Annotated in this window: 11 protein-coding genes; 9 read left to right on the top strand and 2 right to left on the bottom strand. The window is 66.2% G+C overall.

Annotation, left to right across the window (positions count from 1 at the left end; genetic code table 11):
- Positions 1–187: 187 nt before the first annotated feature.
- Complete coding sequence (locus ACIBJB_RS35490; RefSeq protein ID WP_398936906.1) at positions 188–400, bottom strand: hypothetical protein; 213 nt, start codon at positions 398–400, stop codon at positions 188–190.
- A 164-nt stretch (positions 401–564) separates the two neighbouring features.
- Here ACIBJB_RS35490 and ACIBJB_RS35485 point away from each other — a divergent pair, with 164 nt between their 5' ends.
- Complete coding sequence (locus tag ACIBJB_RS35485) at positions 565–774, top strand: DUF6879 family protein (RefSeq protein ID WP_398936904.1); 210 nt, start codon at positions 565–567, stop codon at positions 772–774.
- 58 nt (positions 775–832) lie between these two features.
- On the opposite strand, the gene ACIBJB_RS35480 is transcribed toward ACIBJB_RS35485, so the two are convergent.
- Entirely contained in the window at positions 833–1,714 is an 882-nt protein-coding gene (locus ACIBJB_RS35480) for a hypothetical protein (RefSeq protein ID WP_398936902.1), read from the bottom strand.
- 381 nt (positions 1,715–2,095) lie between these two features.
- Between ACIBJB_RS35480 and ACIBJB_RS35475 the strand changes: the two genes are divergently transcribed.
- The 8 genes from ACIBJB_RS35475 (at position 2,096) to ACIBJB_RS35440 (ending at position 12,049) form a co-directional block, all read left to right on the top strand.
- Entirely contained in the window at positions 2,096–2,608 is a 513-nt protein-coding gene (locus ACIBJB_RS35475) for a very short patch repair endonuclease (protein WP_398936900.1), read from the top strand.
- A gap of 43 nt (positions 2,609–2,651) precedes the next feature.
- Entirely contained in the window at positions 2,652–2,843 is a 192-nt protein-coding gene (locus tag ACIBJB_RS35470) for a hypothetical protein (protein ID WP_398936898.1), read from the top strand.
- A gap of 414 nt (positions 2,844–3,257) precedes the next feature.
- A complete protein-coding gene (locus ACIBJB_RS35465) occupies positions 3,258–4,430 on the top strand; it encodes a DNA cytosine methyltransferase (protein WP_398936896.1) in 1,173 nt (390 codons plus the stop codon).
- 312 nt (positions 4,431–4,742) lie between these two features.
- Positions 4,743–7,391 (top strand): Z1 domain-containing protein, encoded by a 2,649-nt coding sequence (locus tag ACIBJB_RS35460; RefSeq protein WP_398936894.1) that lies wholly within the window; start codon positions 4,743–4,745, stop codon positions 7,389–7,391.
- Positions 7,388–8,422 (top strand): PD-(D/E)XK motif protein, encoded by a 1,035-nt coding sequence (locus ACIBJB_RS35455; protein ID WP_398936892.1) that lies wholly within the window; start codon positions 7,388–7,390, stop codon positions 8,420–8,422. Before ACIBJB_RS35460 ends, ACIBJB_RS35455 begins: the two co-directional genes overlap by 4 nt.
- Complete coding sequence (locus ACIBJB_RS35450; RefSeq protein WP_398936890.1) at positions 8,419–10,359, top strand: hypothetical protein; 1,941 nt, start codon at positions 8,419–8,421, stop codon at positions 10,357–10,359. The genes ACIBJB_RS35455 and ACIBJB_RS35450 overlap by 4 nt, the downstream gene beginning before the upstream one ends.
- A complete protein-coding gene (locus tag ACIBJB_RS35445; RefSeq protein WP_398936888.1) occupies positions 10,356–11,282 on the top strand; it encodes a hypothetical protein in 927 nt (308 codons plus the stop codon). Before ACIBJB_RS35450 ends, ACIBJB_RS35445 begins: the two co-directional genes overlap by 4 nt.
- Positions 11,279–12,049, top strand: coding sequence for a DUF6339 family protein (locus tag ACIBJB_RS35440; protein WP_398936886.1), 771 nt, complete (start codon positions 11,279–11,281; stop codon positions 12,047–12,049). The genes ACIBJB_RS35445 and ACIBJB_RS35440 overlap by 4 nt, the downstream gene beginning before the upstream one ends.
- Positions 12,050–12,188: the final 139 nt, after the last annotated feature.

Below are 12,188 nucleotides of genomic sequence, written 5' to 3'. Positions count from 1 at the left end.
CGATCTTCTCGACCACGTCAGCAGGCATCATGCCCAGGTGAACTTACGGGCTGCCCCGGTGGGTGGCCATGGGCCGGATGTCGGTCAAGATGTTCGCAGGGATGCGGAGTGAAGCCAGAGCTTTCTGGATCGCCTCCGCCGCTTCCGGTGGCCTTGGCCCGGCCGCCTCGGTAGGTCTGCATATCCATCACCGGTGGGCCCCGGAGGTGTGGTCCCGGATCTCAGTCGCGTGGCGCGCGGCCCGTGTGATGTCCCCGTCATCCTTGGCGGCTTCGAGCTGTTTCCAGTTGGCAGCGCACACCTTGCAGCCGGGCGCGGGCACGCAGTCCAGCAACCACGCATTGAGCCCCACCGGCAGATCGATGGGCCGTTCCTGGGTGCTCCTGTGCCTCGTGGCCATGGAGCTCCCCGTTCCTCGTGACATCGGTTACGACCGCAGGAACCGTCAACGGGCGAGTCCACGAAGTTGCAGGCTGTTGCATGCGCGCCCTCGCGACCTTGACGCGCTGGTCACGGAACCGTGCTCCGGGCACTTGATGGCTGTGCTGACCTGATCCGCCGTCCGTGGAGCGCTCCGCCGCGCACCTTGAGACGCGGGACGTGTACGCGATCTCCATCGAGAACGAGGGGTTCGCGGAGTGGAAGCAAGGGCACCGGCTCAACCCTGACGACCGCGTGGTGGCGGCCCTGGCTCGACCTCGTCCAAGAGGTCACTGCCAACGCCGGTGCTCCGTCTGCAGAGCGTTTGCGGCTTTGAAGGACCGTCGCAGCTAGGGCTCCAGTACAGATGGAGATGCCGGCTCTGTCTACGGACGCGGCGCCCCTCGGCCGTTCAATGCGTGTGCCCGCCTGACCGTCCGACTTCACCAAGGTCGGGTGGCTCGCAGTAGTCGACATGCGCTTCTGTCACGCAGGCGTCCCCCGCCTTGATGTGGGTGCCGTAGGCATCGAACACCTCGGCCGCGGTGAAAGGCTGGAGTCCGTCTCCTTGCAGTCGCCAGCCGTATATGCGGTCATTCATGCCGGGGGCGCTGGTCCGTATGACGAGGTCTCCGGCGTTGTGCGCCGCGATACCGAAGGCAAGAACCGTGGTGAGCTCCAGCGTCTCGGGCCGTTCGAGTTGTAAGTCGCCATCGGTGCGCAGACCAACGACGAGGGTTTGGGGTACGGCGGAGACGCGGCACACGAGCTGGTGGCCTCCGGGATCCGCAGCGTTAAAGATACACAGGAGGAGTTCCGAGGCTCGGGCAAGCGCGGCGCGGCCGATATCTTTTCCGCATGTTGCGCAGGGGCCAACGTGAGAGAGGAACTCGGATGCGTACTCCTGGGTGACCTGGCGGACGGCTGCGTCGATGAGGTTCCGGGCGAGTTCGGCCAGAGGTTGTCCCTCATAAGGCAGGGTGGTGCCAGTGACGGCAACTTCGGCTGTGAAGCGGCTTCGGCTGGCGGGGGCATCGGGGGCGAGGCCGGTATCGGCACAAAACTCGGCGTATTCCTCGGGGTCGAAGAGGGCGACGGTAGTGTGGCTTCCTTCACCCGCGCGGCTTCGGAGCAGGTCTTCCACCTGCCGAAGATAGGGCTCGTACTCGTCGAAGACAAAGGTACGGTAGGCCCGCATTGCGGTGAAGTCCTGCTCGTCGGTGAGCAGGCCGATGGTACTGGCCATTTCGCGGCCCAGGGCCCGTCGCCTCGAATGCTGCTTGGTGTCTCCCATGGTGCTCCCCTGCGTGCGATCAATGAACGTTTGGGCGGTTTCGAGGTCTTCCGGGCTGCTGGCGGGGCACAGTAGGACTCCGAGTGTATTGATCTCCAGCCCGCGAGCAGGAGCCAGACCCCGGGTAGCGGATCCCTCGACGCCCTCGAGAGGCGTAATCACTCACGGCCTCTACCTGAGAGATCCCCGCCGTCGTGTCCAGGTCGCCAGCCCACAACGCCGCTGATCTGGAAGTACATGCCCTGTACGACGAGGGTGTGGGCATCGGCCGCATCGCACCCGTACATAGGCCTTCGGCCGAGTACGCTCAGGTGCCAAGACGTCACGGGCAGCCGGATCGAGTTCAGGCGATGTCGCCCGTCCCCAACCCCCTGAAAAGCCATGGCTAAAATCATTGCGCTTCGAAAAGATGGCAAGCCTTCGTGGGCATCCTCGCCCGCCACACAGGCGAGCATGCGGTCAAACCGGCCGAGGGATACCAAGCCTGAGAAGGCCCTCCGGAGCGCCGTCCACGCCTTGGGCCTCAGATTCGAGGTGTCGAAGCGACCGTTGCCGAAGGTCAGGCGCACCGCCGATCTGGTCTTCACCCGAGTCCATCTCGCCGTCTTCATGGACGGGTGCTACTGGCACGGCTGTCCGGAGCATCACAGCCTTTCCGCGACCAACACGCCCTACTGGACCGAGAAGCTCGAGACGAATCGGCGGCGAGATCGGCAGACGGATCAGTGGTTGCGCGAGGCGGGGTGGGAGGTGCTCCGCGTGTGGGAGCACGAAAACCCGACGACCGCGGCCCTGCGAGTACGCGAGGTGTACGACCGGCTGTCGAAGGAGATCGAAGAAGCTCGAGCCGAGCGCGCGCGTGCTCGGCGGAGGCGACCCCAGCCCCGCTCCTGAAACCTCGACTCACTCGAAGACGATGCCTGCCAAACTGAGGCACATGATTCGCGAACCGACGGAAATCAAGATCGACGATCACGGCCGTGTCGAACTTCCCCTGGGGCTTCTCGCTGAAGCAGGGCTCTCACCTGAGAGCTCGGTGGTGGCCTTCAGCCAGGGCGACGGGCGCATCGTGCTCCGACGCGCCGAGGATGCCATGCGCGATCTGATAGAAAACGGCACGTTGGCATGATCATGCACCGCCACGTCGAGGCCTGTCCGTCGACCGACTGAACACGCTGGGCGCTGTCCTGGGCCCACGCTCACCCTGTGTCCGGCTTGTCCGGTGGCGACGGGCGCGCAGGGAGATCATCCGTGTCGCCCACTAGCCAGTACAGGAACTCGATCACGTGCGCGTTCATGTCCGAGCCGACCTCGGCGACCGCCCGCTTCGCACGTTCGTGAAGCTCAGGAGGCGGGCGGAAGACGACCCCTGGATATCTGTGACGACTCGGCATGCCGATAGCGTCCCACGGTGGCCGGCCACCGTAAACAGGCGTTATTCTGTCGGATCGATGACGACGATCCACTGAGGGGAGATCGGGGCGGCCACGTTCGGGACACCCTCGTGAGCGCCTCCGCGGACCGCAAACAGCCTGGAGACTACGTGCCCGACCACCAGATTGTGGATCTCTTCGCCGGTCCCGGTGGGCTGGACATGGCTGCTCGCTGGCTGGGGATCCCCGCCATCGGCATCGAACTGGACTCCGACGCATGCGCGACGCGCAGGGCGGCGGGCTTGGACACCGTGTCCGACGACGTGAAGGCCTTCCGGCCGGCTGATTTTCCGGAGGCGAGGATTCTGGCCGGAGGCCCTCCCTGTCAGACGTACACGGTCGCGGGTGGACGCGATGGAGGCGCCGGACGCCGGGCTCTCACGCAGGTGCTCGACTTGGCCTACCTCATGGCCGAGGGCAAGAGCAACAAGAGGAAGAGGGCCAAGGTCGATGCCGAGCTCGCCGAGCTTGCCAAAGCCCCGGGAGACAAAGGTCGGACAGGTCTGGTACTCGAACCGCTGCGGTGGGCGCTGACCGCCCTCCGGGAGGAGCGGCCGTACAAGGCAATCGTGCTGGAACAGGTCACCACCGTGATGCCGGTATGGGAGGCCTACGCCGAGATCCTTGAGGGTGAGGGTTATTCGGTCGACACCGGCGTGCTGAGGGCGGAGGAGTACGGGGTACCGCAAACCCGTAAGCGGGCGGTGCTGATCGCCCGGTACCACGGTTTGGCAACGCTGCCGGAGAAGACTCACCGCCCGTTCCGCAAGAAACTCACGCCGGTGGAAGAGGGCAGACGTCCCTACGTGACGATGGTCGACGTACTCGATCGCCTGACCCCGTTCGAGGTCGTCTCCAACTATGGCACCGGAGGAGACCCCAAGGCGCGCGGCAGGCGGCAACATGATGAGCCAGCCTTCACCGTCACCGGAAAGATTCGCAGAAACAAGGTGGGCCCTCCGGGTCACCCCGACGCCGACCCCCGTTTCGATGACGCCGAGGCCGGACAGCTGCAGAGCTTTCCCAGGGACTATCCGTGGCGGGGGAAAGACATTCCCCAGCAAATCGGCAACGCCATCCCGCCCCTCCTCGGCGTCCATATCCTCGCCGCCGCGCTGAGTCTGGGGAACGAAGCTCGCGACGCCGCCGTGAAGAAGGCCATCGCCTGTGGTGCGGCGGCACCGGAGTCGGCGCCGCTGCCTGCCGGACACCTGAGCAACGGGGTGGAAGTGCAGGGGCTATTCCCCGTTCAGGTGGCGTCCCCGGTCGAGCAGCCGGTGTGAAACGCGCACGTCCTGGTGGATGGGTGGATGTGCCGGTCCGCCGGAGCACGCGCTCAACGGACGGCCCCGGCGGATCGCTCCACTCGGCCTCGGGTCTCCGAGCGTGGCCACCCAGGATTACCTGGAATTCCCCCCAGGCCTGGCCGAAACTAACGGTCACAACGACATGAACGCCGGTCAGACGGCTCCGGAATGCGAGCCGATCCGGGCGAGCCGACGTCGTTGTCAGTGCTGATCGGTAGCGTGGGCAAGCGAAAGGACGTCGTGTCGGTCAGGCGGGGGATGCCGACCGGCCGTGATCACTTGTGAGGCATGGTGGGCGATCCGCGTATGGACGCGGCCTGGGCGCGTTTTCAGAGCATGCTCGACGGGATGCTCCCGCACGAGGCCACGCAGCAGCTGCACGACCTCTTCGTTCCCGAAGAGGTGATCGAGGAGATGCTGCGGCGTCACGAAGCGGCCACGACGGAGATCGTCAGCCTTCGTGAGCCGCTGGCGGTGGGTCGGGAGAACGCCGTTCGCTGGTACGGGGGACCGCGGGCAGGGGACAAGAACTGGCCAGCGTTCGAGAAGCGTCTGCGGCGCTACCTGGACCCGGAGGAAGTCAGAAAGATCGACGAGGCCTCCGACCGGGTCGTCGCGATGCTCGATCACCCGAAGACCGCAACCTTCCGTTCCCGCGGCCTGGTCATCGGGCACGTGCAGTCCGGCAAGACGAGCAACTTCACTGCCGTCGTGAGCAAGGCCGCGGACCGCGGCTACCGGATGTTCATCGTCCTGTCCGGCGTGCACAACTCGCTGCGGCGACAGACCCAGACTCGCCTCATCCGAGATCTCGTGGATCTCAATCCGCCGCTTTGGCATCAGATAACCAAGCCGGAGCACGACTTCCAGCCTCCGCCCAACGCCCAATCCTTCCTCGCTTCGAAGGACCAGCACCTGCTCCTGGTGGTCAAGAAGAACGGGCCGGTACTCAAGAAGTTGCGAGACTGGCTCGAGCAGGCGCGAGAACAACTCGGCAACTGCCCCACGTTGATCATCGACGACGAGGCCGATCAGGCGACCCTCGCCACGCGCCGGATCAATCCGCTCATCCGCGATGTGATCGGCCGCATCCCCAAGGTCTGCTACGTGGGTTACACGGCGACGCCGTTCGCCAACCTCCTCGTCGACCCTGTGGACGAAGAGGACTTCTACCCTCGAGACTTCATCCTCAGCCTTACTCGGGGAGAGCGCTACCAGGGGCCCGAGACCCTGTTCGGCCGTAATCCGCTCGACCACGAAGATCCGTCCGAGGTTTCCGGCGGACTCGACATGATCCGGAGTATCCGAGTCGAGGAACTGGCAGCACTGCGGCCGGCGAAGAAGGCCGACGCTCCCGACTTCACCCCTGAAGCAGTTCCTTCGCTTCGTCGCGCCGTCTTGTGGTTCTGGCTGGCCACGGCCGCACGGCATGCGCGGGGACAGAGCGACCAGCACTCCTCAATGCTGATCCACGCACACTCCGATACGCGTGTCCACGACTCCTACCACCCCGTGCTCCGAGCACTTCGTGACGAGGTAGCTCAGGGGCTCCGTGAGCAGAACGGCGTCATCGAGGAGCTACGGACTCTCTGGAACGAGGAGTCCTGCCGGGTGGAACCGACGGACGCGAACCGACACCTCGGCTTCGAGGCCGTGTCGCCAGCGCTGGAGTCGGTCGTTTCGACGACGAGAATCGTCATGGACCACTACCGCAGTACCGACCGTCTCGACTACGACTCCGGGCCGGTCAACGTCATTGCGGTGGGCGGAAACACCCTGTCCCGGGGGCTCACCCTGGAGGGGCTCGTGGTCAGCTTCTTCGTCCGCTCGTCCAACGTCTACGACACGCTGCTACAGATGGGCCGCTGGTTCGGGTATCGACCCGGTTACGAGGATCTTCCCCGCATCTTCATGCCGGACGAGACCCGGCGCTGGTTCGCCCATCTGGCGACGGTCGAGGCCGAAATGCGCATCGAGATCGACCGCTACCTCACCGAGCACCTCACGCCGCTCGACCTGGCGCCTCGGATAAGGTGCCACCCGAAGATGAAGGTGACCGCCCCCTCGAAATCCAAGAGTGCCGTCAGGGCCGCGGCCTCATACGGGGGTCAACTCGTCGAGACCCGCTACTTCCCGCGTGAGAAGAACGACGAGGATGAGCAGTGGCATGCCGACAACGCCGTAGCCGTACGGAAGTTGTTGGTCGGTGCGCATCGCGACGGGACCGTCGACGACGGTGTCACCGCCGCCGGCCGTGCCCTGTGGCGGGGCGTACCGATGGATCATGTGCTCACTTTCATCGACGAGTACGAGTTCCACCCCAAGGCGCTCGACGCGGCTCGTAGCCTGATGCGGGACTACGTCATCAAGAGGAACAAGAATTCCGGCGCGTTGGCCTTCTGGAACATCGGGGTCATCGGGAAGAAGCCGACCACCGCCGGCGGCCGGATCGATCTGCCGAACGGTGCCGCGGTCGATCCCGTGGTCCGCACCCGCCTTGCGTCGAGCGGTGACGAATCGGTCGCGGACATCAAGACCCTCACGGGCTCCCGCGACGAGGCCCTCGACCTCACCGTCCCGAAGGACGAGGAGAAGGTGAACCGCATCGTCCTCCAGCGGTTGAGGGTGGCCCAACAGCCCGAGCGGGGGCTCGTCCTCCTCTATCCGATCGATGCCAAGGCTCCGGTGCCGATCATCCGCAAGAACGGCGAGGAGCGGCCTGTGGAGGGGCGCGCCCCGCTGGACGCGCCCGGCGAAATCGTATGGGGCGCCGCGCTCGTCTTCCCGAGGCCGACCAGCGGGCAAGACCTCGGCGTCGAGTACGACTACCTCCAGGCCGATCTCTCTCGCGTGTTCCCCTCCGCGGGCGATGACGATGACGAGGATCTCTCGGTGCTCGAGCAGGACCTCGACGCCGGCTCGGAGGGTGTCGCATGAACGAGCACCGCTGGTCTGTGGCTTCTCTGCGTCTGCGAGAGCTCATCGAAGGGCTCTGGGACCGGCTCGATCGGCAAGCCTCCGTGGAGACCGAAAGTGCGATGATCACGACGGCACTGGAGGTCGGTACTGCCCACGGGCCACTTCGGCTGGGTCGGGATGCCGACGGGCTGCGCCATCTGTTGGTGCCCATCGCTCCGGGCGACCGAGTCGACGACGACCTCCGCAGCGCCGGTGTGCACCTGACGACCCGGACGTTGTCGAGCGACGACGAACTTCCCGTCCGATACGCCGACATCGCCTGTCGACGGCGCGACCTCGCCGGAACGTTTGCGGGGTTGGTCTCTGATCTGACCGGGCTGATCGCCGTAAATCCCGATCGTGCGCCTTCGCTCATCGTCCGTACGCTGCACGCCTGGAGGCTCCTGCTCGGCGGTACCTCCAACAGGTGGACCATCCCGCGATTGGCGGGCCTGTTCGCCGAACTCGTCGTGCTGGAAGACCTGTTGGGCGTGAACCCGCATTCGGTCCGTGCCTGGCTGGGCCCCCTCGGATGCCCTCAGGACTTCCGCGGCACCCACCAGGCCCTCGAGGTCAAGGGCACCGTGGCCGCGGAAGGCCGCATCGTCCACATCCACGGCGCGGACCAGTTGGAGGCGCCCGACAACGGCACACTCGCCCTCGCCTGGCTGCGCATCACGGAGTCGACGGCACCGGGGGCTCGGTCGATTCCCGAGATCCTCGCCGCATGCCGTGAAAAGACCGACGACCTCGGCGCCTTGGAGACCCGATTGGCGGCTCTCGGCCTCCCCGAGGGCGACGAAGGACCAGTGGGCCGAACCCGCTTTCTCGCCACGGAAGACCGCTGGTACGACGTGGCGGGGGACTTTCCCCGCGTCGTCCCCCAGAACTTCGTCGACGGGGCCGTCCCCACCGGCGTCCACAGCTTGGAGTATCAGATCGATCTCGACGCGGTTTCACATCTCACCGAGCGGGAGGTCGTCCTGCAACGCCTGGGAGCCGACCTGTGAACGAACCCGGCTGGTACGCACAACCCTTTCGCGCCGACGGCGGGATCACCGCCACCGGCCTCCTCAGCCAGCTCGGCCGACCCAGCCTGTCGCGTCTGACGCTGCTCGTCCGCGAAGCGGCCCAGAATTCCTGGGACGCCCGCCTGCCCGGACACCCCGTCGTGCACTTCCGTCTCGATCTGAGCACCGTCGGTCCCGGGCACACTGCAGCCTGGCGCCGCATGTTCTCGCTCGGCTCGTCGAGGGCCGGATACCGGAACGGGATGTTCCATCGGCTCGCCCAAGCCCCGGCCATTCGCTATCTCGCCGTCTCCGACCGAGGGACCACCGGGCTCGCCGGGCCGACCCGATCTGACGCCGGGAAGACGGAGAGGAGGGAATGGGCGCGGTTCGTGTTGAACAGCGGTGACCGCGACGGGGCCTCCGCCACCTCGAGCGGGGGCACGTACGGCTACGGCAAGAGCGCCCTGTTCCAATTGTCGAAAGTCGGCTGCGTGCTCGTATACACGCGCTTCGAGGACGATGACGGACGCCTGCGCTCACGCTTCATCGGCGTCGCGATCCGTGAGGCCTTCTGGGACGGCGACTCGCGGTACACGGGACGGCACTGGTGGGGACTGCCGGAAGAGGAACACTGCGAACCCCTGCTGGACGCCCAGGCGGACGCGGTCGCCCGCGAGCTGGGCATCCCCGGATTTCACGCGGAGGAGACGGGCACGACCCTCGTCGTGATCGATCCCGACCTGACGGATCCCTCGCTCCCGGACTCGGACACGACACCGGAGCTGTCCGTACCGGAGGCGGGCGCCTTTCTCGCCGATGCGGCGGCCTGGAACCTTTGGCCGATCATGCTTACGGACCGGGCCGTGCACATGACCGTCCGGGTCACCGCAAACGGCACAGACATCACCGTGCCGGACGCCGAGTCCGACGCGGCGCTCGCCTTCTTCGCCTCCGCGTACCGCTCGGTCGCGGAAGACTCCGGCCAACTGCTGGTCTGTGGCAAGCCACGCAAGGATCTGGGCCGGTTCGCCCATCAGTACACATACGGCGCTTCCGTGACCTCGCTCGCCGCGCGTGAACTCGGCCTCGAGGGAGCACCTCACCACGTCTGCCTGCTGCGCGGCCCGGAGCTTGTGGTCCGCTACCACTCCGGACCGGAGAGATCGAACCCAGACGCCGGTTATGCCGCTGTCTTCAAGGTGACCGACGAACTGGACGAGACGTTCGCACGAGCGGAACCGCCGACCCACGACGGGTGGGAGTACCAGCAACTGCAAGGGCGAGAGGCGACCTTCGTACGCACCGCCGGACGGCGTCTGAAGGAGCAGTGCGACAGACTGAGCGGCGCCCAGGCGCGGAGAGCCGTCAAGGTCGGCGCGTATGCCCTCGGCTCGGTGGCACAACGGCTCGGACATCTGCTGGCCGGCCCGGGCGGTACGGGAACCGCCGTGTTCCCCTCCGGCCCGCTCCCCGGGACTTCACGGGCTATCACAGCTCCCATGAACCAGGATGGTTCTTCCGGAGTCCAGACGCCTGCCGTGTCGTCGGGTCATCCGCCACCGGGCGATGAGGGAAGACAGGGTGGCTCCTGGTATCCGGACGGAAGAAGGCGTGGCGTCCGCAGGCCGACCTTGACCTCGGAGCCCTACTTCGCAGTGATCGATGGATTGCCTGTCATCGTGCAGCGTGTTCGGCTTCATGGACCCGACCGAGTCGAGGGCTTCGTACGGGTCCTCACCGGTGACGGTGGAGCGGAGGGACAGACGCCCACCGGCGCGCCCCAGCCCGAGGTCTATGGCTGGCGCATACCTGCGGACGGACACATCGTGACCGGAGAAGTCCTCTACCACTCCGGTGACGCCGTGGATGTCGAGATGATCGTCACCGCCGTCGCCGACGTGCTCATCGACATCAACGTGGTAGGGCGTTCATGAGTGTTCGAGTCTGGCCCTACCGCAGGCCCGTAGGACGAGTCCACGCCGAACCGTGGCGATCGGGCGACGCCACGGGCGAGTCGGTGCCGGCCGCGCTCACCGCCTGGGACTACACCACCGGCATCACGCTGGGTCGGGTGATCGAAATCGACCTCGCCGAGCTCCGCGAAGACTGCGGACTCACGCCGGACGCGCCCCTACGTCTGTGTGTGCGGTACTGGCCGTCCACATCGCTTCTCCGCAGGTCCGCATTCGTGCAGAACCTCCCCGCCCACACGGCCCACACCGCCTGCGAGGTGCAGATCTCGGCGGACAGCACTCAACTCGGCGGATTCCTGACCGTCGAGACGCTGATAGAGCTGGCCGCCGATCTTCCCTCCGACAGACCCTTCGTCGCCGCCCGCGCAGGCTCGATCCTGTGGAGCGACCAGGTCCGAATCCATCTGGAGGGCGGTGCAGGGCTGTTGCCTGTCGCCCCGGTGTCGTTCAGCGAGGCCGGGCTCCCCACGGGCTCAGCCTGGTACGTGAGCATGGACGGCGGCGACTGGCAACAGGCCGCGATGGGCAGCCTCCTCGTGCTCCTCAACGAGGACAATCCCGCGGTCAAGGAGGCCATGGAGTCCGCTCAAGGAGAGCTGTCCGGGATGCTCTGGAGCATCCTCGAGGCCGACATCGTCACCGACTTGGTGGGGCGCGCCCTGGACGATGAGGCGTTCGTCGACGAAACCCCCTCGGACGACCCCGACGGCGACTTGACGATGGCGGGTCTGGTGCGCGCCCTCGTGCGCACGTACCTGGCACGCCCGGGCGAGTCTGCCGAACAGGCGATCAAGCGACTCCGCGACGAACGGCGCAGGGATCCGTCCCGGTTCCGCGCCGATGTCCACGCCGGTGTCAAGTTCCCCCGGGAGGCCACGACATGAGCCTGCTCTACCCGCGCCTCCTCCCCAACGAGACTGAGCGGCGCTTCCGCCTGCTCCATGAGATCTCCCCCGACCGGCACCAGACCATGGTGGCCAATCACTCTCCACGAGCCGTCTATGCCGCCACGGGAGGCCGCCGGATCTCCCGGGAGGAACTCGAACAACTCCGAGACAGTGTGCTTCGCGTCGCCCGTGACCAAGGTTTCCCGACCTCCCGATCCACCGTGCAACGGAGCATCTTCGACCGGGAGACGGCCCAGATCCTGTACGAACAGTGCCTCATGGTGCCCGGAGAGGCCTCGCAACGACAGGTCTGGGCATTCCTCGCGCTCGTCTTGCTTCCCGACGTGTGCGCCTGGAGATGGCCGGCCGACTCGGACGGCCGATATGTGGCAGACCGATTCAAAGGCACCGACCTGACACGCCACGCGTTCGCCCGTCTATGGACCCGCGCCCACGTCCTCCACGACCCGACGGCAGACGATCCCCACCACTTGTTGGACGTCCTAGGTGAATCCGACCTCGACCAGATCATGGCCAGACGCTCGGCTCTCGCCGCGTCACCCGCCCTGGTCCGATCGATCGTCAGGGCACACCGCGATGACCAGTCCGACAGAAGCGTCTCCGCTAGGGACGTGCTTCGGGAGAGCCTCATGCGGCTTCTCCGCCTCACGGCGTTCCTCGACCTCGACTCGGCTTCGGAGCCCGAACTGGGGCACTTGGTGAGGCGAATCAGAGCCGAGGCACGTGCCGCGCTGGCGAGTTGAGGAGCGTCTGCACACGACCAGCTCACCGCGTTGGTGAAGACCCGGCTCAACGGATGCACTGCCGCCCCCTTCTAATCGAGGGCACCTCATGGCCAAGCCCGAGCTCGGACCTCCAATCGCCGTAACCTCGGTCATTGAA

Source organism: Streptomyces sp. NPDC050759 (assembly GCF_044456945.1).
Classification (GTDB): Bacteria; Actinomycetota; Actinomycetes; order Streptomycetales; family Streptomycetaceae; genus Streptomyces.
The sequence above is the reverse complement of the archived record's forward strand: the minus strand, read 5'-3'. Positions and strand labels throughout refer to the sequence as shown.

Coding starts and splice junctions, on each gene's coding strand:
- ACIBJB_RS35490 (WP_398936906.1), bottom strand. CDS start 400: ATGGCCACGAGGCACAGGAGCACCCAGGAACGGCCCATCGATCTGCCG.
- ACIBJB_RS35480 (WP_398936902.1), bottom strand. CDS start 1,714: ATGGGAGACACCAAGCAGCATTCGAGGCGACGGGCCCTGGGCCGCGAA.
- ACIBJB_RS35475 (WP_398936900.1), top strand. CDS start 2,096: ATGGCTAAAATCATTGCGCTTCGAAAAGATGGCAAGCCTTCGTGGGCA.
- ACIBJB_RS35470 (WP_398936898.1), top strand. CDS start 2,652: ATGATTCGCGAACCGACGGAAATCAAGATCGACGATCACGGCCGTGTC.
- ACIBJB_RS35460 (WP_398936894.1), top strand. CDS start 4,743: ATGGTGGGCGATCCGCGTATGGACGCGGCCTGGGCGCGTTTTCAGAGC.
- ACIBJB_RS35455 (WP_398936892.1), top strand. CDS start 7,388: ATGAACGAGCACCGCTGGTCTGTGGCTTCTCTGCGTCTGCGAGAGCTC.
- ACIBJB_RS35445 (WP_398936888.1), top strand. CDS start 10,356: ATGAGTGTTCGAGTCTGGCCCTACCGCAGGCCCGTAGGACGAGTCCAC.
- ACIBJB_RS35440 (WP_398936886.1), top strand. CDS start 11,279: ATGAGCCTGCTCTACCCGCGCCTCCTCCCCAACGAGACTGAGCGGCGC.